The following is a 19,902-nucleotide window of genomic DNA, read 5'->3' as shown; positions in this document are numbered from 1 at the left end:
GTTTTCCCTTCACGGCGCGGCAAATCCATCGGCAGGTATCCGGGCTCGGCATTGCTTCGACCACAGGCTACTGCTCGGGAGCAACCACGCGAAACTTGATGTTGATCTCGTTGGAGATAACCCCGTAATCGGCCCATTCGCCCTCACCGATCCTGAAGTCGCCGCGTTTGAGAATGAACTCGCCATCGAATACGCCGATGGCGCTCTGCGGTTTCAAGGTGATTTGTGCACCGACCTCGCGGGTAATGCCCTTGAGCGTGAGCTTGCCAGTGACCTCGTAGCGATTGTTGCCGAGTGCCTTCACGCTGCTCGATACAAACTTCGCCTCCGGATAAGCCGCCGTGTTGAACCAGGCGGGCTTTTTCAACTCGCTGTTGGCATCGCTGTTCCCGGCATCGATGCTGTCGAGCTGGATGGTCAGTGCGGCGTGGGCCGCCGAGGGGTTCGCCGAGTTGAAATCGAGGGTGGCCTCGAACTTGCCGAACGTGCCATACACCCTCGCCCCCATCTGGTTATAGGTGAAGCTGATCTGGCTCGCGCTTGCATTTACTTTCTTGTATTCGACCGCCTGAGCACCCGCCGTGGTAGCGAATGCAAGGACTGCAGCCATGATGACGGTGCGTGAAAATCGATGGGTCATGGGATTATCCGGTCAGTGGCCTGCTTCATGGCTTGAGATGCCGTGGGCCAGGCGGGCGCTTTGACGGCAGTATGCGCGTCAGCACGTCGTCGCGATCAATGAAATGGTGCTTGAGCGCCGCGCACGTATGGACGATCACCAGCGCCAGCAACGTGTAGTTGAGGACCTTGTGCACATCGATCAGACGGTCGCCGAGCGCGGCGTCCTTGGGCAGCAGATCCGGCAGTGGCACGACACCAAACCACGACGTCTGGAAGCCTTTTGCCGAGCTCATCAGCCAGCCGCTGAGCGGAATCGCAAGCATCAGTGCGTACATCACCCCATGCGAAATCTGCGACGCGAACCTCATCACAGGCGGCACGGTCGTCGGTAACGGCGGGACGGGATGGCCCAGGCGCCAGCCGAGCCGTAGCAGCACCAGAAAAAACAAGGTCACCCCGGCCCACTTGTGCCATGAGTACAGTTTCAGTTTGGTCGGCGAAAGCGCAAGCTCGGGCATGTAGTAGCCGAGCGCGAAGGTGCCGATCAGCCCGAGGGCTATCAGCCAGTGCAGGCAAATCGCCGTGCGGGTGTAACGATCGTTCATGAGCGCTCCGTGTCGACTGACGACGTGACCGGGTGAAAACCTCGCTGCCTGACTGCGGTACATTGTTGATCTGTACCGGTGCTTGCGCAAATGCTTTGACGGCGGCCAATGCGCTCCCCCGCTATGCAGCGCAGTACCCTTTGTCTCTTTGTATTTGTAATCCCGGGATCGGCAACCATAGTTAAGCGTCGAATATTGCTCACGGCCCGACAGCGCTGCCCGCTCTTGCTCCCCTTGCTGTTTTCCTGAGGATCGCAACAGGCTGAAGGCAAATAAAACGGTTGGCGAAAGCAGGACGCCGCCCAACTTCCACTGCACCCACTTGAGTCAATCAGCGGAGTCGTCATGAAAATACTGATGGTACTGACATCACACGACCAACTCGGTAACACCGGCGAAAAGACCGGGTTCTGGCTGGAAGAGTTTGCCGCCCCTTATTACGTGTTCAAGGATGCCGGGGCCACACTCACGCTCGCCTCACCCAAGGGCGGGCAACCACCGCTCGACCCGAAGAGCGATGCCCCGGACTCCCAGACCGAAGCGACCCGACGCTTCAGGAATGATCCAGTCGCCCAAAAGGCACTGGCCAATACCCTGAAACTGACGCAGATCAAGGCCGGCGACTATGACGCGGTGTTTTACCCGGGCGGTCATGGCCCCCTGTGGGATTTGGCCGAAGATCGTGACTCCATCAACCTGATCGAGACCCTGTATGCCGCCGGTAAACCGGTGGCCGCTGTTTGTCACGCCCCCGCAGTGTTCCGGCATACCCAGGTTCAGGGCCAGCCACTGGTCAAGGGCAAGGCCGTGACCGGTTTCACCAATACGGAGGAAGCCGCCGTAGGGCTGACCGACGTGGTGCCCTTCCTGGTAGAGGACATGCTTAAGCACAACGGCGGGCGGTATTCGAAGAAAGACGATTGGCAATCGTATACAGTGACCGATGGCAACCTGATTACCGGCCAGAACCCCGCGTCCTCAGAAGCGGCGGCCACGGCCACGTTGCAACGCCTGGGCAGCTGACATCCTATTCAGCCACCTGTCGCCGCCTTGCGGCGCCAGGGCCTGACGTCTTGCGTAAGCGCTCTGCGGTGTAGAGCCCCAATCATCGCAATTGTGGTTAAAATGCCGCCCCTTCAAACTGCCGGCCCCGCCCGATGAACCCTGACGCCCTCGCCACCCTCCGCCAGCATTTACTGACGGCTCTGACCGCTGTACCCGAAGAAACCCGCCGCGTATTCCATGGCCGGGGCCGATGCTGGCCGGGGCTGGAACAACTGACCGTCGACTGGATGCAGGGCGTGGTGCTGGTCTCGCTGTTCAAGGAGCCTGACCCGGCGCAACTGGAGGCATTGAAGCAGTTGCTGATGGAGATTGCGCAATCGCCTGCATGGGAAAAATCCGGCGCGCATACGCTGCTGCTGCAACACCGCTACCTGCCGCAAAGCACCACCGAATGGCTGTTGGGGGAAACGATCGAGGAATGGACGATCACCGAGGGCGGCCTGCGTTATCGCATCGACCTGGGCAAAAAACAGAACAGCGGCCTGTTTCTCGACATGCGCTACGGCCGCAATTGGGTGCGCGCCAATGCCCATGGCAAACGCGTCTTGAACCTGTTCGCCTATACCTGCGGGTTTTCAGTGGCCGCCATCGAGGGTGGCGCGGAGCATGTGGTCAACCTGGACATGTCCCGCGGCGCCCTGAGCCGCGGACGCGACAATCACCGACTGAATGGACACGACCTGAGCAAGGTGAGCTTTCTGGGCCATGACCTGTTCAAGTCCTGGGGCAAGGTCATCAACAGCGGCCCTTACGACCTGGTGATCATCGACCCACCGTCGTTCCAGAAAGGCAGCTTCCTGCTGACCAAGGACTACCAGCGCGTGCTGCGCCGCCTGCCGGAACTGCTCAGCAGCAATGGCGTGGTACTGGCCTGCATGAATGACCCGGCCTTCGGCCCGGACTTTCTCATCGACGGCGTCACCCGCGAAGCCCCGAGCCTGCGCTTCGAACAACGCCTGGAAAACCCACCGGAATTTCCCGATGTCGATGCTGAAAGCGGCCTGAAGGCGCTGGTGTTCAGGGCAGGCTGATTAGCCGTATTGGAATGGTTTGCTCAGCAGTCGGCCTCCTGAAAAACCAGATTCAGGTAGGAAGCAGACACCGGAGCGCAGCACCTTCAGTAACTTCCTGCATTGGGCTCGGACGGTTCTCAAACACAAAGTGGACCAGGCCGATATTCATCGTGTGCTTAAACGATTGAAATACTGAGCGAGAATCCCTATCGGTGCTCAGACCGCGTCATAGCCTTTGAAACCATTCATCAAGGCGACGTTGACCGAAAGGACTACGCTCAACCACAATGCTGGAGGTAGCGCCAATGTAGCTACAAACCAACAATGAGGTCATTACCATGGGTGCATTGCTGAAAACCACTGACGTGCGTTGCCGCATTGATGAGGATCTGAAGGTCCGTGCCACTGAAGTCTTAAACGCTTGCGGGTTGAGCATCAGTGATGCCATGCGTCTTTTTCTACGTCAGGTCGTCGCGACTCAGGGGCTTCCATTTGAGGTACGCGTCCCTTCGGAAAAAACAGCTCGCGCCATGATGGAAGCGCGAGGCATACGCCAACAGTTCGACTCGATAGACGACATGCTGAGGGACACTGATGGCGAAACCGGAGAAAAAGCAAAAGCGCGCTGAACTGCCAAAGCAGTGTGCTCAAACATCGGAATTCAAGAAGTCCTGGGAGCGTTACAAGCGAGCCGGACGCCGTGATATGAATGAAGTCCGGCAGGTCATGGTCATGTTATTTCTGGGGGAGCAACTTCCGGCCGAGTACCTGGATCATGCTTTGACGGGTGATTGGAGTGGTTTTCGGGAGTGTCATATCGGTGGTGACTTCTTGATGATCTACGAGCACTCACATTCTGACTTGATTACATTTGTCGATCTCGGAAGTCATTCTGAACTCTTCAAGTAGGGCTCTGAACGCTAAATTCCAGCGTCCGAGCCTCTTACATCTCAGCAGTAAACGACAGTACCCGTTAGAACGCGAAGTAGCGTGAACTGCAGCCTACCCAAGCCGCTCCTGCACAAAAGCCTTCACTTTGGCCGTCATCTGGTCGAGATGCCGGTCGCGCTGTTTCTCGGCATCGAGCATCGCCCTCTTCCCGTGCTTTTGCAGCAGATACGTATGGATCTGCCGCACTTCTGTCGAGCGGTAGATCGGTGCTGTATCCAGCACGCCCATCAAGCCGCCCGTGCTGTGATCACGAGTATTCATCAGCACCTGCGGCCCGCGCGCACCCAGCACCTGAAACCCCATCGCTTCGAAACAGGCAACCTTGCCGACCGCGCACGTCAGCTCGGCATGCGGGTATCGGCTGACCATCTCCTGGACCATCGCACGGGCGACGCCCTGACGCCGATGACTGGTTTGCACCGCCATGTAGGCCACGCCGCACGCCTCGGGATCGTCCTTGACCGGCAGGTACAGCAAAAAGCCGATGACCTTCGAAGGGTCCTCTTCGTCCATCGCGACGATCAATTCGACGGCAATCCCCTTGGACCCGCCGAGCGCTTGCAGATAGAGATGAACCTCGTAGCCGATCGCATATTGATAGACGTTGAACAGGAGGTTGCTCGGCGCAATCGCCACCGTGCTGATACCGGTCAGATAGTCGACGACCATCTGCAGAATCTGGTCATTGATAGGCTCGGAGCACGGGGTTTCAAAGTGAGTGATCGTGAACATCGAACTCATGCCTCCTTCGCCTTCACTGCCGCCAGCCACTCAGGGTTCAACTGATTCTGCTCAGTCTCGATCCCCAGCGCTTCCATACTCGCTTTGTGCTGGTCGATCTCGCGGGTCATTTGGCTGAGGCTGCTGGTGTTGCCATCCAGTTGGTGCATTTGCGTGAGCCCCAGGTGATAAAAGCGCAGCAGCTTGATTGCACTCGGGTTACCGGCCTGCACCGCATCGGTGACGCGATGCATGACGTTGGTGACGCTCATCAGGCTACGTTTGAGTTGCCAGCCGTAAACCGCCGCCGCCATCCACGGCTGCGACCAGCCTTTGATTTTCATCAGCGCGGCGCTAACGATGACGGCGGCAATGACACCGCCCAGGTTGAAGCGAAAGTTATCGCCACCGGGTTCGCCGAACAGCATGACGGCCAGGCCGGACAGCGTCATCGCCAGCAGGATGAAGGTCACGGCGATGATCACGGTGCTGCGGCGCGTCTGCTGTCGATAGGTTTCAGGGTTCCACGGCTTGATCTCGAACATCACGGCAGGGCTCTTTTGCTAAGTTGAAGACAGGATGCGCGGCATTATCGCCCGTAGAGCCCGATACAGACACACTAAATGAACAGGACACCTCACCATGCGCGCGCGTCTGACGAAATTCGACCGTTTACTGGACCGGGGCTTCAACAAGGAAGTCTTCGACAACCTCAGAAACCTGCTGATGTGCGCCCTGCTGCTGGCCGCTGGCACCGACGCACTTCACTCGCAGCCTTCACTGTTTTTCCACCTGTTTAGCTACTGGGTCGCGGGCTGGGGCCTGATCGGACTGGCGGTGGCATTGATGCTGCTGAACATGTGCGACGGCCTACGAAAACTCGCCAGAACCCGCTACCACCTGAGCCTGCAAATAGTGCTCTGCCTGCTCTATGTGGTAATGGCGTTCAGGATTGTAGAGATTGTCTGGAGCTTCAGAGCGACCTGAGTCAATGGAAACGCAGACGGCTGTTAAATAGAATGCTCAGGTTGAAAGCCCAGACACTGTCGCGTACTACAGTGCCACGAGAAACCCTATGAACACCCATTTTGAGAGAGCAGCATGATCGAGGTCACCGAGGTTCCCATTGCCCAACTACGGGCGGCGCTCGAATCGGGCCAGACCACGGCGGTTGAACTGGTGCAGGCCTATCTCGCCCGAATCGATGCCTACGACGGCCCTGACACGCCCACTGCCCTTAACGCGGTGGTGGTGCGCAACTCCGAGGCGCTGAACGAGGCGCGGGCATCCGACGCCCGTCGCGCCAAAGGCGAAACACTGGGGCCGCTCGATGGCATTCCCTACACGGCCAAGGACAGTTATCTGGTCAAGGGGCTGACCGCCGCTTCCGGCAGTCCCGCCTTCGCCAACCTGATTGCCTATCGCGATGCGTTCACCATTGAACGGCTGCGCGCGGCCGGCGCCATCTGCCTGGGCAAGACCAACATGCCGCCGATGGCCAACGGCGGCATGCAGCGCGGGGTCTACGGCCGTGCAGAAAGCCCGTACAACGCTGACTACCTCACCGCCCCTTTCGCCTCCGGCTCATCAAACGGCGCCGGTACCGCCACCGCCGCCAGTTTCGCAGCCTTCGGCCTCGCGGAAGAAACCTGGTCGAGCGGACGCGGCCCTGCCTCCAACAATGGCCTGTGCGCCTACACGCCGTCACGCGGGGTGATCTCGGTGCGCGGCAACTGGCCGTTGACGCCGACGATGGACGTGGTCGTGCCGTTTGCCAGAACCATGGCCGACCTGCTCGAAGTGCTCGACGTGGTCGTGGCAGAAGATCCCGACACACGCGGCGACCTGTGGCGGATGCAACCCTGGGTGCCGATCCCGAGCGTCGCCTCGGTGCGTCCCGCGTCCTATGTGGCGCTTGCCGCAAATCCCGATGCACTCGCCGGAAAACGCTTCGGCATTCCGCGGATGTACATCAACGCCGATCCCGAAGCCGGCACCTCTGAAGCACCGGGAATCGGTGGCCCGACCGGGCAACGAATCAACACCCGCGCCTCGGTGATCGGGCTCTGGGAACAAGCTCGCCAGGCACTCGAAGCCGCTGGCGCCGAAGTGATCGACGTCGACTTCCCGCTGGTCTCCCATTGCGAAGGCGATCGCCCCGGTGCGCCGACCGTGTTCAATCGCGGCATCGTCTCCAAAGAGTTCCTCCACCATGAGCTGTGGGACCTGACCGCGTGGGCGTTCGATGACTTCCTGCAAGCCAACGGCGATCCGACATTGAATCGCCTGGTCGACGTCAACGGACCGCTGATCTTCCCCCACGACCCCGGCACCCTGCCCAACCGCGAAGGCGACCTTGCCGCCGGCATGGACGAATACGTGCGGATGGCCGAGCGCGGCCTGACGCCGTGGGACCAGATCGCCACAGTGCCCGACGGCCTGCGGGGACTAGAACAGACCCGCAAAATCGACCTCGAAGACTGGATGGACCAACTCGGCCTCGATTCCGTGCTGTTCCCGACCGTCGCCGACGTCGGCCCGGCGAATGCCGATGTCGACCCAACGTCGGCGGACATCGCCTGGAGCAACGGCATCTGGGTCGCCAACGGCAACCTCGCCATCCGACACCTCGGCGTGCCGACGGTCACTGTACCAATGGGCGTGATGCCGGACATCGGCATGCCGGTCGGGCTGACCTTTGCCGGCCGTGCGTATGATGATTCGACGTTGCTGCGCTTGGCTTCGGCGTTTGAGGCGACGGGGACGAAACGGATGATTCCGCCGCGGACTCCGGCGTTGCGGAAGTAGAACGGATCACTGCGCATAAAAAATCCGATGCCCGTTCAGGCATCGGATTTTGATTGAATTCGATCAGGACGCCGGGGGTGCCCGGCGAGCTGTTTAATCAGTGCGTCATGGCTTCACACTGGTTGCGCAGGTCGCTGTTGCTGATCATGCTACAGCTACTAAGACCCTTTTTGGCGAGGCACAAAGTACGCTGATCACTGTCAGTCATATCGCACCCGCCACCGCCCGTTTCCCCCATACAGGCACTGCGAATATTTGAGTTGCTGATGCCGCCGCAGTTACCGCTATTACTATTCTGCCTGGCGAGACACAGACTACGCTGGTCACTGTCGGACATACTGCAACTGCCACCGTTTAACTCCGCATTGCAGACACTGCGCAATTCGGAATCGTTGATCATCCCGCAGGTACTGCTGCCCATCCTGGCCATGCAAAAAGCACGTTGGTCATTGTCACTGATGCCGGAGCAATCAGCAAAGGCGTACCCACTCAGCATCAACAACACTGCAATGATGATTCTCATCACACTCTTCCATGGTTTGCCAGGAAACAGCCTGGCACTGCTTGATCCCAGATGATTGAGCGTCGCGACACGCCATCAAATTGACATCAATTTATAGAAAAGTTCCGGGCTGGAATACAAAGTCACAGGGACACGGCCATCCCGATTTCTACTCACCGGAAATGCCGGGACAGCCCACGACTTCAAAAACCGTTGAAATCGTGGGCTGCCCCCAAATCCACTCTTACAGGGCGGGTATCAAGGTCGGCGAGGCGATCAACTTCTCTATCTGCGAGGCGATGTCCTTCGCACCAAAACACCGGAATTTAACACTGCCAGCGTCGGTATCCAGACGGACGATCTTCGTGATAAACCCACCTTCAATGCTGACCTTTCGGACCAATGCCAGCGGGAGTTCAATATCCAGGGTTCCATCCTGAACGGCGCGGTTCAGAGCATTGGCGCTCAAGCGAACCACATGTTGAGTAACCACAAGCCCCCCGCCAACCCACAGCCCTCCATATGCTTCCTTGAAGGCCTCCAGCACGTCGGCCAACGCATCCACATCGCCACTCTCGGCCACGGTGTATAAATCGCTCACGGTGTTGTAATCCACCTCGGCATCGGCCACCAGAAAATTGACCAGCTTCCACTTCAAAACCTTTTCAACCATCCTGGCATCTCCATAATTTGAGCAGCAGTCCAAAAACTCATACGCCTGTTATGCCCGGGGCAGCCGCCGAGCCATGAGACACGGGAGCTGAACGCCAATAAATTTCAGCCACTCGGTCAGGTAGTTCGAGGGTTTACCGGGAAAACAGCTTTTCCATGATCGGATTCGAGGCCGGAATACTGGGACAGACCACGATTTCAAAAACCGTTGAATTCGTGGTCTGTCCCCAAATCCAAGCATGTAGTGGATGACAGGCGGATGCAACGTTGCGTCCGCCTTCTGCTAAATTTGCCACCCCAATGGCACAACAAGGAATGTTCGCACATGAAATTCGGCTACATGATCATCTACGTCCCAGACGTTGCAGCCTCACTCCAGTTCTTCTCATCCGCCTTCGGGATTGCCACTCGCTTCCTCCACGAATCCGCCACCTACGGCGAACTCGAAACCGGCGAAACCACCCTGGCATTCGCCGCCGACGAACTCGCGGCGATGAACTTCAGCACCGGCCACATCTCGGCCCACGCCTCCCCCAAACCATTGGGCATCGAAGTGGGCCTGGTGACCGACGACGTCCCCGCCGCCCATGCCAAAGCGCTACACGCAGGCGCCACTGAAATAGCCGCCCCCCTCATCAAACCCTGGGGGCAAACCGTGTCGTACGTTCGCTGCCCGGACGGGACATTGGTGGAGCTTTGCACGCCAGTGCAGGCGTGAGCGATAGCTGGGGCCTAAATTCCGAGTTGGCTCGCTACGAACGCAGTCTGCCAATCGCCCGCCGATACTTTTCAATTCGCTCCAGATCTTCCCAGGACGGCTGTGCAATTCTGGACAGGTCACTGTTCTCTTCAAGGTCAGCCAGCTTGACCACCCGGCCTATCGGGTTCTGCGCCGCTCGTTCGACGAACAGTTCGTAGGGCTCTCCCGGCAGCTTGGTGACAGACTCAATGGCCGCCAGCACCGTTTCGCTGAAGCCTTCTTTACGCAGATCATCGAAGCTGATGCCAGAGTCCTCGACCACGTCATGCAGAACCGCCACGATCCGCTCTTCCAGGGTGCTGACCCTCAGCATCACTTTCAGCGGGTGCAGGATGTACGGCGAACCGCCCTTGTCGACCTGCCCCTCGTGAGCGGCAGCAGCGATGGCGATGGCACGTTCCAGTGTTTGAGTCATCTCGGTTTTCCTTGGCTTCAAAGCCGTAGCGGTTGCTCACATTGATGCCGAGCTTGAGCCAACCCGCGACGGACTTCCACTCCCCCACGCTCGGAGCTGCCGAAGGCTCGGGCCGCGTTCGGACGATCTTTTGATTTTCAGCTCCGAAACTCTCGTAGGAATCCACCCACCGTGGCGAGGGAGCTTGCTCCCGCTGGGTTGCGAAGCAGCCCCAAGCCCTACCTCCCAATTTCCTCAGACACTCCGCAACGCCCTGTTTACGGCAAATACGCCGCCGAACATGGACAAACCACATCGGCAGAATGACTGCGCAGCGTCCTACACCCCGGTTGCGGCGCCAAAAGCCGACGCTTATATTCGTCCCGTCGCTGACATTGTTGGCGACAGGGTTTCGCAGCCCTAAGAAGAGCACCAGTACCGTCAGACACGACACAGCCGGTTTCCGACTGTGAATTGGTTATGACGGTTTTGATTTATCTTTTTAGGATTAAAATCATGACGACTCAAAACCCGCCCCGCCGCTTCACCCCCATGTCCCAATTCGCCACCGACTGCCCAGTCCTGCACATCGACAGCGACGTCCCGCTACGCGAACTCCATAACTGCGTCAGCGAACGCCTCAACGCCGTCCTCAAATACCTCAACCTCATGGCCTGCACCAGCCTCCCCGACTACGCCGAGAACGACATCAACACTGTCGCCAATATTGCTCGGATTATGGTTCAGGATGTGGCTGATGTGTTTGGGGTGATTGAGCAGCGTGGGTTTGATTCGCCCAAGGGGCAGTAACCCGCATTTAGTCGCAAAAAAACCGCATTGCTGCGGTTTTTTTTGCCTGCTTACATTCCGTTTTATCCTGCGGGTAGCCATAACGAGCCTCATTAAGTGGTGATAACGTATTTTATCGTTAGTTTTTAGCAGCTAGAGCTCCATGCAGTTCATGAGTTTATTGTGGTGATTTTGTTGCACTGAATTATGGTTCTCTGTATGGCTACTCAATTGCACCTGACATACCGAGAGTCTGGTTTCAGGGCTGCTTCGCAGCCCAACGTGGATAAATCCTCTCACCACAAAAAAGCGAAGCGGTGCTCAGCCCAGGGCAATCACCCAGCCTTCTTCCCCGCATCCTTCAACTCTTCCAGACGCTTATCGATCAACTGGCACTTATCCGGCATGTCCTTACTGGCAGTCTCCAGATCCATGGCCTGCAACTCGTCGTTGATTTCCTTGGCCTTGGCCGGGTTCTGCTCGGTGAGTTTGGTCACTTCCTGGGCCAGTTGTTCCCGCTTGGCAGTGGCTTCCTCGGGGGGGCAGGCCCCGGCGGGCAGGGCGCAAGTGAGGGTGGCGGCGAGGGTGAGTTTCAGCAGGGTTTTCATGGCAAGGCCTCATATTCCTTGTTGGGCTGGTAATGGGTTGAGGCGAGTGCTGGGTGGAAAGTTCATTGGCCGTCCTCCTGTCTGCCGCTTGGCAGGCATTCCCTCGCTGTGCAGGCCCAACCATGGGTTGATATCTTTTTCAGAATTTTCCTAGCTGATATTAAACCGTCGTCTACCATGGAAAATGCGACTGGTAGCCCTGTGCCTGCAACACTGGGTCGCTCTTCACACAGGATGTAAGTGCTTCATTAGCTGGGAGGCTAACAATATGTCTATCGCAATGCAGTCAATGACTTCCACATCATCCAGTGCGGCTCGCACTTGAGCAATAAAACAACTACGCCTGTCAGGACGTATCCACGGCCTGTGGTAACTATTAATTCAAAAGAGTGAAACCTATGAGCCTTAGAACGGTACTCAGTCGACTGATGTTGTGTCTGTGTGGTTTATTCGCGGTCTCATCGGCTTATGCGGAAAATGTGATCATTGCCACTCCCCAAAGAGGTGTGGGGATCGAAGTGGACGTATTCGACAGTCCTGATGCCATCAATGGAAAACCGTCTGCAACCAGCAGTGTGCCATCCACTTCGGTTGGGTTGTTTACACCCGCAGTGCAATCGTTCAAAGGCAAGATGTATATGTTCTGGGTCAGCGATAGTGATACCGCTCATATCTATTTTTCCACTTCGGCGGAGGGAAATAATTGGTCTCCTCCACAGTCCATCCCCGTCGCCAATATCTTGGGTAATGTTTCAGTAACGGTGTTCAAGCAAAAGCTGATACTGACCTTTACCGACCAGGCTCAAATAAATAGCATCAGTTCCGAAGATGGCATGACTTGGTCCAACGCTAGCCCTGTCACGGCCTCCAGTGATACCGCCTATAACAGTCCTGTGGTGTACAACGGACAATTGTTTGTCTTCTACTGCGAGGAGGACGACGACACTGTTTACTACGTGACCTCGGACGATGGTCTTCAGTGGAGCCAGCCAAATCTCGGGTTCAAGGCAAACGCTTACAGGGTCCTGAGCATAGTGCCGGTGGTTTATAACGGTGAGCTGTTGCTTTACTACTCTTATGATGTTGGCCATTTGGCCGTGCGTGCTTACGACCGCAGTGCTCATTGGGGCGATGAGCAAACGCTGTCGGGAATCGCCAATGAGCTTCTCCTGAGCCGTGCAACAATGATCGGCAACCGCATTTTTATCAGCAGTGGCACTAATACGTTTGCTTCAACCGACGGAGTCAACTGGAGCCCCTATTTTTCCAAGACGTTCCCCGGGGATTTGACGGGCGCGCCGGGACTGGGCGTTTCCTATGCCATTACCACGAGCGATCTGACAGCAAACAACCCACAACTGCCTGCGGACCTGGCAACGGGTCTTAGCCATACCGACTATGCAACGTTCGCCTGGCGAAGTTTTTTCGCACTGAACAATACGGCCAAGACCCCGTTGCCGGCTAACCGTGGCGTCGGCAATCCCGGCAGCAGCTTTGCCGATTCGGGCAAGGTGCCGCAATCGCCCAATCCCTTGTTGTGGCAAACCTTCGCCCATCGCAGCGAGTTGTTTCCGGCGGTAGCGCCAAACCCCGCTGGCGGTCCTACGCGTCCATTCACTTCTGAACCGCAATACACCTATTTCAAGTTTCTCAGCGGTGTGCCTTTGGCGCCAGGGGCCAGTTATGCCTATTACAACAATCTGGACGAGGCGACCCAGATAGGCCAGAACGCGATATTTTTTCCGGTCAACCCTCCGCAAGCGGCAAAAGCAGGGAGTAACTATGCGCCTTCTAACGACAGTCAGATCCTGTTCGAAGCCAAGGCGAACCCCGTCGTCTACGAGTATGCGAAAGGCTTGAGCAGCTTCCCGGATCATATAGTGCTGCCCGACGGCGCAGTGGAGGTCAAGGCTGCGTGGCGCAAGCTGGCAGACATTCCGGTCCAGAATCGCGGGCGCTACCATACGGCGACGGTGGTGACCTATCAGGGCAAAGACGATGCGCCGGTGGCGCACAATGAAGACTACGCGTTGGTAGCCCTGCATATCATCCATAAGACGCCCAATTACCCGACCTTCATATTCGCCACGTTCGAGCAAGAGGATGCCCTGACGCTGCCCGATGGCAAGTCGCCGACGGGTCTTTACTACGTTGCCAACTACGACACGATTGACTATCCCGGTTTCGATAAAAACAATCCCCCAACGGCCACCTTCTCTGACGGCAACAAAACCTATATGGCTTCCTTGCCAAAGGCGGGCGCAGTCGCCAATTCGAACCTTAGTCCGCCCGTCTACTCCGGCAGTAACGGGATTCCTGAGGGGCAGGCCGGCCCGATCCGTGTGGTGCAACCGCTGACCATTTATTCCGAAGTCGCAGCGGTGAACAATCAGGTCAAGCAGCTGATGGACGGCAGTAGCGAATTCAACAATTCGGTCTGGAAGCACTATCGGCTTAAAGGGGTGCAGGCTATCCCGTCGAGTACTCAAACCGACCCGGATTATTACCTGGCCAATATCGTGGTCGAAAGCAGCCAGCCGGGGATTCAGCTGTTTCGCGGGAGCAACGTATTCCCCATTCCGAATAACAACACCCTGACCAATGCGCGCAACCAAACCAACATCATGGTGCCGGATTATGACCACAGCACTCAAAGCCTGACCATGGGCGGCTGTATGGGATGTCACGGCATCGCCCAGAGCTCGCTCAAACAAGGTTTCAGTTTCCTGTTTGATGCGATCAATCCCATGCTCGGGCAGAGCATCACCGGCTTCGCGAACCCGGAGACTGTAGGTTTGCCGGCCCCTCGCACCATGAAAGAACGGGCCCTGAAATATTCTTTCGGTCCTCAGAATAAGATTGCAATCGAGAAGGCGAACAAGTAGTAGCCAAATACCTCGAAGGCTAAAGGTCGCCAGTGGGGACAACCCTACTTCCTGAGGCAGAAGCAAAGCTCTTTCGATAAAAAACCGGACCTTGGGTTTTTTCGTTTCTGTCGCCGAATTTACAGCAATCCTTCAAAGCCTCCATTCCCCGTGACAATGTTCGCTGGTGTGCAGGGTGTCCCGTCCTGAATAAGGTTTACACCTTCGGTTTACACCTTCTGATCTATTTTCAGGAGGGCGTAATGGTAAATAGCAGGTTCGTCACCCACGAAACCGCATCGCCGGTAAAATTCGGCAGCGTTCAACGTAGCGTCCAGATTGACTTCTTTCAGGCCTAAGTTCCGTGCTAAGCATTCCAGGTGGCTCAGGATTTTCAAGCCGATGCATTGCTGCATAATGGATAAAAGGTGACGGATCTATTTTTCAAATAAATCCATCACCTGTTAATTACCCGGTACAACGACCTTCCGCATCAGCCAGAAGCAGACACCACCAGCCGGCCCTCTCTCAGCTCCAACCGCCTATCACGTGTCATCTGCTCGATTCTTTCTTTCAATGGCGCTGTCACCTTGGCCGTGGCGCGGCCAAAACCGAGCAGTCTCAAGGCGCCAGAGATCGCGTCGTCATGACTCATGGAAAACCCCGAAATGATGATTTCTATCAGGGCCTGGTCGAGTTCTTCCGGCGCGACCCACTCCAGTTTGCGCTCAGCAGACTCCCAATGCGCTCGGCTGCGAATGACAACGGGGCGATTCTCGACGAGGTGAAGAAATTCGCCACGGCGCAAGAAGTGCCTCTGCTTTATGCCCATGCCAATGGCGTTCTCCACCGCGGCGGTGATTCTTGAGCCTTGCCGTGTCACCCCGAAAGCCTCCATTAGCCGCCGAGTGACCTCTACTGAATGCACCGGTGATTCGACATCGACCACTGAACGGATCAGGCGCAGCAGGTGTTCCGGCTGGTGTTGATGTAGTTCCACTTGGGTGCTGACTGCAGAGAGCCGCGCCTTTTCATAAGGTTGGCTGGCGATCGGCTCGACTTCGGCAATGGTTTCGTCACGGATAATTTCATGCTGGGGCTCGATCAGAGCTTCTGTGACCGAGACGCTACGACGGTTGGCTATATGTTCGCGGGCAGCCTCGATTGCCGCTACTGTGCGTGTGATTTCTTGCTTAGGATTGCGGAACCAATCGGTACTCCAGATACGATGGAAGTTCCAGCCCAAGCCCTCAAGCACACCTTGGCGCAAGCGATCGCGATCACGCGCAGAGCGCGAGCTGTGATAGGCCGCTCCATCGCATTCAACGGCCAGCACGTATCGGCCCGGAAACTCGGGGTCTCTCACGGCGAGGTCAATGAAGTAACCAGCAGTGCCAACTTGCGGCTCTACCTGATAGTCGAGATCGCGTAAGGCGCGGATAACCTCATCCTCGAAGGGCGAGTCTGTGGACTTGCCAGTTTCTTCGGCGACTTCCAGCTCGCCCGTTTCCGCGTACTTAAGGAAGTTTTTCAAGGCCCGTACACCGTGCTTGGCACTGGCATCGATTTCCAGTTCATCGCCTCGGAAGTTACAGAACACGCGCATCGCCAATTTGGCCCGCGTTATCAGGACGTTGAGTCGGCGATGCCCGCCATCTTTATTGAGCGGGCCAAAATCACGGGCGATACGACCGGATTCATTGCGGCCATAACCGATACTGATGAAGATCACGTCGCGCTCGTCACCCTGAATGTTTTCAAGGTTTTTGACGAAGAACCGCTCGCTGCCCTGTGTGGTGAAAAATGCTTCGGCCTGAGGTGTCTTGCGCCGCAGCAGTTCAACCTCAACATAGATCAGATCACGCTGCGGGACGCTGAACGCGGCCACCCCCAAGGACAGTTCCGGTGTCTCCAACGCGTGTTTCATCACTGCTAGGGCGACTGCTTTGGCCTCGTCCTTATTGGTCCGTGTGCGACCACGGTCATACAGTGCCTGCGGTAGGTAATCGAAGCTCACGCCCTTGGCATGTGGGTGCTGGCCCGCGGAAGGGAATACCACCAGCTTGCTGTCGTAGAACTCAACGTTTGAGACGGCGATGAGTGATTCGTGTCGGCTGCGGTAGTGCCAACGCAGGTAGCGTTCCTGGCTGCCCGCCGCCTTGAATAGACTGAGGATGCTTTCGATGTCGGCGGTGGCTTCGTTGTCGTCATCAGCGGCGATGTCGCGGCTGAACAAATCGCTAGGCGGCATCTGCCGGGTATCACCAACCACTACTACTTGCTTGCCACGTAAAATCGCGCCAAACGCATCGACAGCCTTGACCTGAGAAGCCTCGTCGAATACCACCACGTCGAACGCCAGCTTACCTGGGGGCAGGAAGTTGGCGATGGACATGGGGCTCATCATGAACACCGGCTTGATTTGCTGAATCGCCCGCCCGGCCTTGTCGATCAGTTGGCGGATCGGAATGTGCCGGCGCTTCTTGTTCAGTTCTGCGCGCAAAATCGCCATTTCACCCGGCTGGTTCACATTAGGCATGTGCTCCCACACCTGCCGCGCCAAAAACGTTTGCGCATGGTTCAACGATGCGGCATCGAGGGTTTTGAACTTGGCGATCTGATGCTCGTGTTTGATGCGGTCAAATTGCTGTAGTGCTGGTTTTTCGGCGTAGACCTTCTGTACCAGCCCCGAATACCAGGAGAAGTCGAGGATCGCCGGTAGCTGATCGGGCGTGTCGCTGCGCAAGGCAATATTCAACAACTCCTCCAGTTGGGCCTGATGCACTTCGCCCGACAGCACATTGAAGCGGGCCATTTGGTAGAGCGCGCCCAGGCTGGCCTGCCACAGTTGCAAGCGCGCGCCCAAAGCCGGCAGATCTAAACTACGCAGTGTTTGTGCGGTGTCATCCTGCATGCCGATGACTTCCAGGCCAGCGAGCAATGCCTGATCGAGGCCAGCAAGATGCTCCTCGATGTCACTGACCGTCTCCCCAAGCCCGCTGGCGTCCGTGTGTCCGGCAAGGAACGCAATAATCCCCTGCGGTACATTGCCGTTGCCGAGGTCTTCGTAGAGTTGCACAACCCAGGCACTTACGCGCTCAAGCACCGCCCAATCGGACTGCTGACGTTGCCATTGAGCACCGAAGAGAGCGCTGCCCAGTCCCTCATGTTGGTGGTAAACCTTCAGACTTTGTTGATAGGCAAGGACCGAATCGACCAGAGTGAGTTGCTCGGCGTTACTGCCGGGCAGAGCGCCCTGTATAAGCCCTTGCAAGCGAGCTTTGGCCGCACGATAGCGCCCCGAAAATACTTTCCACCACTTGTCTCCGTAAGCCAGCAGATTCTGCCGAACATCCAACAGGTCCTGCTCCCATGCGGCCTCGATCAGCTGGGTCCCGTGGTTGGCCTTACATGTGCTCATGCGCTGACCGGCATCGAGCAATTCACGAATTGCATCGCGGCGCAGTTGCCAGTCCCCTGTACTTAGCTCTACACCTTGCAAACGAGGCGCTTCGGCCGCCCGCCTTGCAGCGCGGCATATGACAGCAACGTCCGCGAGAGTGGCGGGCTGAGTCAGCATCAGTCGAATCGATAGCGCCTTGGCTGCAGCGTCCAGAGCGGCTAAATGCGCACTTGCTTGTTGCAACGCATCGTTCGCATTGTTCTGTTCAATGGGAGAGAAATAAGTTCGCTTGCTTCCCCAGAACGGGTTTTGGTCTGGGCGGCCCATTTCCTTAAGATGAAGTGTCAACTCTTCAACCAACTGGCGGCGTTTTAGCTGGTCGATCTGGGTCCATGACACCATTGGCGCGAAAGCAATCGTCGGCAACACGCCGTAACTGCGCTTGAGTTTGAGGTAACGGCCCAACACTTCGACAAAACCCATGCCGCTGGCACCCACTGGCGCACTCACCGCTTCACAGTACCGGTTTAAGTTGCCTTGCAATTCCGCCAGATTGACCAAATCATCTTCACCCACCTTGGTCAGCGGGCGACCCTGTTCAAGCGTGCGACCCAGCTCTTTGATCACCGATTGTTTGGTCGACTTGTGGCTGTGCAGCTCCAGCACCGCATCACCCAAGTGACACTCGTCGAGCCGACGTTTAACCACTTCGAGAGCAGCCATTTTTTCGGCCACGAATAACACGGTTTTTTTCTGGGCAATCAATTCCGCGATGATGTTAGTGATGGTCTGCGACTTACCAGTGCCCGGAGGCCCTTGGATAACCAGGTTGGCGCCCTCGCGCACTTCGAGGATAGCTTCGGTCTGGCTGCTGTCCGCATCTTTGACGAATCGGACTTCCCCAGGCTTGAGCACCGAGTCGATGTTCACATCCTCGGCATAAGACGGCCGCTGGTCACCGAAGCCAGACCCCAGAAGCCGGTTGATTACCGGGTGGGCATCGGGTTGATGGTCTTGCGGCCAACTCTTCGGGTCCAGGTCCTTGAACATCAGGAACTTGCCAAAGGAGAAGAACCCAAGCGCTGCCTCGTTTGTTGAAACCTTCCAGCGGGGTTGTTTGCCTACCAGATCCGTCACTTCAGCATAAAAACTGTCGAGGCTACCCTCTGTAGCATCGAAGCGATCCTCACTGAACTCACAGGCCGCGAGGTCGAGACCAAAATCGGTCTTGAGCTTGGCGATCAACGACAAGTTAGGCATCAACTCGTCGCCGGAATACTTCAGTTTGAAGGCGTCCTTTGCGCCGCTGCGTTCAAGGGTTACCGGCAACAACATCAAAGGAGCCTTGCGAAGGGTCTCTGAGCTGTCCGCTTCGTACCAATGAAGGAAGCCCAGCGCCAGAAACAGGGTGTTTACCCCTTGCTCCTCGACAAAGGTTCGCGCCTCACTGTGAATCCTCAACAGCTGCAGGAAAAGGCGCTCCTCATCCAGTGCCGTCTGCAAGCGCGTATCCGTATGCCGCCGCGCTCGACCCGACTCATCCACCTCATCGTCGACAGCACTCAATTCGCCCAAGCCATCGAGTTCAAGCAACAGCAATTCATCAGTCGCTACGTCCTGAGCGTCCTCTCCTTCGGGCTGCGCGACCTTCGCCAACGCAGCCGACTTCTGGCGGGCCATCGGCGAAAAACTCATGGCTTTCTCCTGCCGATAAAGCAGGTGGAACACCGACTCAGACAGTTCATCCACCACCGCCAACGTCTTCGCTGACGCGCGGAAGTTCAGCATGGTGTTGCGAAGGCCGATATCGAGCAGTTCCTTGCGGCTACCCTGCAGCTTTTGACTAATCCCTGAACTCATGAAGACTCTCTTGAAACGTGGCCGAGGCTGGAAACGTTGGGAAACAGATTACCGTCAGTTAACGGCAGATGCTTGGATCATGAACGACGATCATCGCTATCACAACGAACTAACGTTGCCTGTAGAATTATTTTTCGTTAGGTCCGCAGGCACTGAAAAGTAAGCCTTCACGCAATCAACCCATGCCAACTTCACAAAAGCCCTTTCACCATAGGTGCGGATTCCACGGCCATCCGGCCACCTATTCCATGAGCATCCGGCCACTGA

The 19,902-nt window shown here is 57.0% G+C and carries 18 protein-coding genes; 9 read left to right on the top strand and 9 right to left on the bottom strand.

Features of this window, described 5'->3' with window-relative positions; translation table 11 throughout:
- Positions 1-67 precede the first annotated feature (67 nt).
- Both BK658_RS28855 and BK658_RS28850 read right to left on the bottom strand, forming a co-directional pair.
- Positions 68-640 (bottom strand): YceI family protein, encoded by a 573-nt coding sequence (locus BK658_RS28855; RefSeq protein WP_123585281.1) that lies wholly within the window; start codon positions 638-640, stop codon positions 68-70.
- Positions 641-665: 25 nt separating this feature from the next.
- On the bottom strand, positions 666-1,226 hold the full coding sequence (locus BK658_RS28850) for a cytochrome b (protein WP_123585280.1): 561 nt from the start codon (positions 1,224-1,226) through the stop codon (positions 666-668).
- 345 nt (positions 1,227-1,571) lie between these two features.
- Between BK658_RS28850 and BK658_RS28845 the strand changes: the two genes are divergently transcribed.
- The 4 genes from BK658_RS28845 to BK658_RS28830 all read left to right on the top strand — a co-directional run bounded on the left by BK658_RS28845 (position 1,572) and on the right by BK658_RS28830 (position 4,213).
- Positions 1,572-2,249 carry a type 1 glutamine amidotransferase domain-containing protein gene (locus BK658_RS28845; protein ID WP_123585279.1) on the top strand — a complete coding sequence of 226 codons (678 nt, stop codon included), beginning with the start codon at positions 1,572-1,574 and terminating at the stop codon, positions 2,247-2,249.
- A gap of 134 nt (positions 2,250-2,383) precedes the next feature.
- Positions 2,384-3,322, top strand: coding sequence for a class I SAM-dependent methyltransferase (locus BK658_RS28840; protein WP_123585278.1), 939 nt, complete (start codon positions 2,384-2,386; stop codon positions 3,320-3,322).
- A gap of 320 nt (positions 3,323-3,642) precedes the next feature.
- Positions 3,643-3,933 (top strand): type II toxin-antitoxin system RelB/DinJ family antitoxin, encoded by a 291-nt coding sequence (locus BK658_RS28835; protein WP_054598088.1) that lies wholly within the window; start codon positions 3,643-3,645, stop codon positions 3,931-3,933.
- Positions 3,899-4,213, top strand: coding sequence for a type II toxin-antitoxin system YafQ family toxin (locus BK658_RS28830; RefSeq protein WP_123585277.1), 315 nt, complete (start codon positions 3,899-3,901; stop codon positions 4,211-4,213). The genes BK658_RS28835 and BK658_RS28830 overlap by 35 nt, the downstream gene beginning before the upstream one ends.
- Positions 4,214-4,306: 93 nt before the next feature.
- Here the strand turns inward: BK658_RS28830 and BK658_RS28825 are convergent, their stop codons facing one another.
- Positions 4,307-4,987: a GNAT family N-acetyltransferase gene (locus tag BK658_RS28825; RefSeq protein WP_123585324.1), complete on the bottom strand. Its 681-nt coding sequence runs from the start codon at positions 4,985-4,987 to the stop codon at positions 4,307-4,309.
- A gap of 5 nt (positions 4,988-4,992) precedes the next feature.
- Positions 4,993-5,520, bottom strand: coding sequence for a DUF3087 domain-containing protein (locus BK658_RS28820; RefSeq protein ID WP_123585276.1), 528 nt, complete (start codon positions 5,518-5,520; stop codon positions 4,993-4,995).
- A 97-nt stretch (positions 5,521-5,617) separates the two neighbouring features.
- On the opposite strand from BK658_RS28820, the gene BK658_RS28815 reads away from it, so the two are divergent.
- Complete coding sequence (locus BK658_RS28815) at positions 5,618-5,962, top strand: hypothetical protein (RefSeq protein ID WP_123585275.1); 345 nt, start codon at positions 5,618-5,620, stop codon at positions 5,960-5,962.
- Between the two features lie 114 nt (positions 5,963-6,076).
- The gene (locus BK658_RS28810; RefSeq protein WP_123585274.1) at positions 6,077-7,783 is read left to right on the top strand and encodes an amidase; all 1,707 of its coding nucleotides are present in this window, start codon (positions 6,077-6,079) and stop codon (positions 7,781-7,783) included.
- 97 nt (positions 7,784-7,880) lie between these two features.
- Here BK658_RS28810 and BK658_RS28805 read toward each other — a convergent pair whose 3' ends face one another.
- Together BK658_RS28805 and BK658_RS28800 are read right to left on the bottom strand one after the other, a co-directional pair.
- Complete coding sequence (locus BK658_RS28805; protein ID WP_123585273.1) at positions 7,881-8,306, bottom strand: hypothetical protein; 426 nt, start codon at positions 8,304-8,306, stop codon at positions 7,881-7,883.
- 223 nt (positions 8,307-8,529) lie between these two features.
- Positions 8,530-8,958 (bottom strand): hypothetical protein, encoded by a 429-nt coding sequence (locus BK658_RS28800; protein WP_123585272.1) that lies wholly within the window; start codon positions 8,956-8,958, stop codon positions 8,530-8,532.
- A gap of 324 nt (positions 8,959-9,282) precedes the next feature.
- On the opposite strand from BK658_RS28800, the gene BK658_RS28795 reads away from it, so the two are divergent.
- Positions 9,283-9,675 (top strand): VOC family protein, encoded by a 393-nt coding sequence (locus BK658_RS28795; protein WP_123585271.1) that lies wholly within the window; start codon positions 9,283-9,285, stop codon positions 9,673-9,675.
- Positions 9,676-9,709: 34 nt separating this feature from the next.
- On the opposite strand, the gene BK658_RS28790 is transcribed toward BK658_RS28795, so the two are convergent.
- Positions 9,710-10,132, bottom strand: a complete 423-nt coding sequence (locus BK658_RS28790) for an HD domain-containing protein (RefSeq protein ID WP_123585270.1) — start codon at positions 10,130-10,132, stop codon at positions 9,710-9,712.
- A gap of 495 nt (positions 10,133-10,627) precedes the next feature.
- Here BK658_RS28790 and BK658_RS28785 point away from each other — a divergent pair, with 495 nt between their 5' ends.
- Positions 10,628-10,921, top strand: a complete 294-nt coding sequence (locus BK658_RS28785) for a fructose-bisphosphate aldolase (protein ID WP_123585323.1) — start codon at positions 10,628-10,630, stop codon at positions 10,919-10,921.
- 314 nt (positions 10,922-11,235) lie between these two features.
- Here BK658_RS28785 and BK658_RS28780 read toward each other — a convergent pair whose 3' ends face one another.
- On the bottom strand, positions 11,236-11,508 hold the full coding sequence (locus BK658_RS28780) for a hypothetical protein (RefSeq protein ID WP_123585269.1): 273 nt from the start codon (positions 11,506-11,508) through the stop codon (positions 11,236-11,238).
- A gap of 398 nt (positions 11,509-11,906) precedes the next feature.
- On the opposite strand from BK658_RS28780, the gene BK658_RS28775 reads away from it, so the two are divergent.
- Positions 11,907-14,393 (top strand): PQQ-binding-like beta-propeller repeat protein, encoded by a 2,487-nt coding sequence (locus BK658_RS28775; protein WP_123585268.1) that lies wholly within the window; start codon positions 11,907-11,909, stop codon positions 14,391-14,393.
- Positions 14,394-14,865: 472 nt separating this feature from the next.
- Here BK658_RS28775 and BK658_RS28765 read toward each other — a convergent pair whose 3' ends face one another.
- Positions 14,866-19,635 carry a DUF3320 domain-containing protein gene (locus tag BK658_RS28765; protein ID WP_123585267.1) on the bottom strand — a complete coding sequence of 1,590 codons (4,770 nt, stop codon included), beginning with the start codon at positions 19,633-19,635 and terminating at the stop codon, positions 14,866-14,868.
- Positions 19,636-19,902: the final 267 nt, after the last annotated feature.

This window comes from Pseudomonas brassicacearum, from assembly GCF_003732175.1.
Taxonomy (GTDB): domain Bacteria; phylum Pseudomonadota; class Gammaproteobacteria; order Pseudomonadales; family Pseudomonadaceae; genus Aquipseudomonas; species Aquipseudomonas brassicacearum_G.
This window is presented reverse-complemented; position numbering and strand designations above follow the sequence as displayed.

What these genes read in the sequence shown, in the direction of transcription:
- BK658_RS28830 (WP_123585277.1), top strand. Translation starts at nt 3,899, where the DNA reads ATGGCGAAACCGGAGAAAAAGCAAAAGCGCGCTGAACTGCCAAAGCAG.
- BK658_RS28765 (WP_123585267.1), bottom strand. Translation starts at nt 19,635, where the DNA reads ATGAGTTCAGGGATTAGTCAAAAGCTGCAGGGTAGCCGCAAGGAACTG.
- BK658_RS28800 (WP_123585272.1), bottom strand. Translation starts at nt 8,958, where the DNA reads ATGGTTGAAAAGGTTTTGAAGTGGAAGCTGGTCAATTTTCTGGTGGCC.
- BK658_RS28805 (WP_123585273.1), bottom strand. Translation starts at nt 8,306, where the DNA reads ATGAGAATCATCATTGCAGTGTTGTTGATGCTGAGTGGGTACGCCTTT.
- BK658_RS28840 (WP_123585278.1), top strand. Translation starts at nt 2,384, where the DNA reads ATGAACCCTGACGCCCTCGCCACCCTCCGCCAGCATTTACTGACGGCT.
- BK658_RS28785 (WP_123585323.1), top strand. Translation starts at nt 10,628, where the DNA reads ATGACGACTCAAAACCCGCCCCGCCGCTTCACCCCCATGTCCCAATTC.
- BK658_RS28820 (WP_123585276.1), bottom strand. Translation starts at nt 5,520, where the DNA reads ATGTTCGAGATCAAGCCGTGGAACCCTGAAACCTATCGACAGCAGACG.
- BK658_RS28810 (WP_123585274.1), top strand. Translation starts at nt 6,077, where the DNA reads ATGATCGAGGTCACCGAGGTTCCCATTGCCCAACTACGGGCGGCGCTC.
- BK658_RS28850 (WP_123585280.1), bottom strand. Translation starts at nt 1,226, where the DNA reads ATGAACGATCGTTACACCCGCACGGCGATTTGCCTGCACTGGCTGATA.
- BK658_RS28775 (WP_123585268.1), top strand. Translation starts at nt 11,907, where the DNA reads ATGAGCCTTAGAACGGTACTCAGTCGACTGATGTTGTGTCTGTGTGGT.
- BK658_RS28780 (WP_123585269.1), bottom strand. Translation starts at nt 11,508, where the DNA reads ATGAAAACCCTGCTGAAACTCACCCTCGCCGCCACCCTCACTTGCGCC.
- BK658_RS28845 (WP_123585279.1), top strand. Translation starts at nt 1,572, where the DNA reads ATGAAAATACTGATGGTACTGACATCACACGACCAACTCGGTAACACC.
- BK658_RS28855 (WP_123585281.1), bottom strand. Translation starts at nt 640, where the DNA reads ATGACCCATCGATTTTCACGCACCGTCATCATGGCTGCAGTCCTTGCA.
- BK658_RS28815 (WP_123585275.1), top strand. Translation starts at nt 5,618, where the DNA reads ATGCGCGCGCGTCTGACGAAATTCGACCGTTTACTGGACCGGGGCTTC.
- BK658_RS28790 (WP_123585270.1), bottom strand. Translation starts at nt 10,132, where the DNA reads ATGACTCAAACACTGGAACGTGCCATCGCCATCGCTGCTGCCGCTCAC.
- BK658_RS28835 (WP_054598088.1), top strand. Translation starts at nt 3,643, where the DNA reads ATGGGTGCATTGCTGAAAACCACTGACGTGCGTTGCCGCATTGATGAG.
- BK658_RS28795 (WP_123585271.1), top strand. Translation starts at nt 9,283, where the DNA reads ATGAAATTCGGCTACATGATCATCTACGTCCCAGACGTTGCAGCCTCA.
- BK658_RS28825 (WP_123585324.1), bottom strand. Translation starts at nt 4,987, where the DNA reads ATGTTCACGATCACTCACTTTGAAACCCCGTGCTCCGAGCCTATCAAT.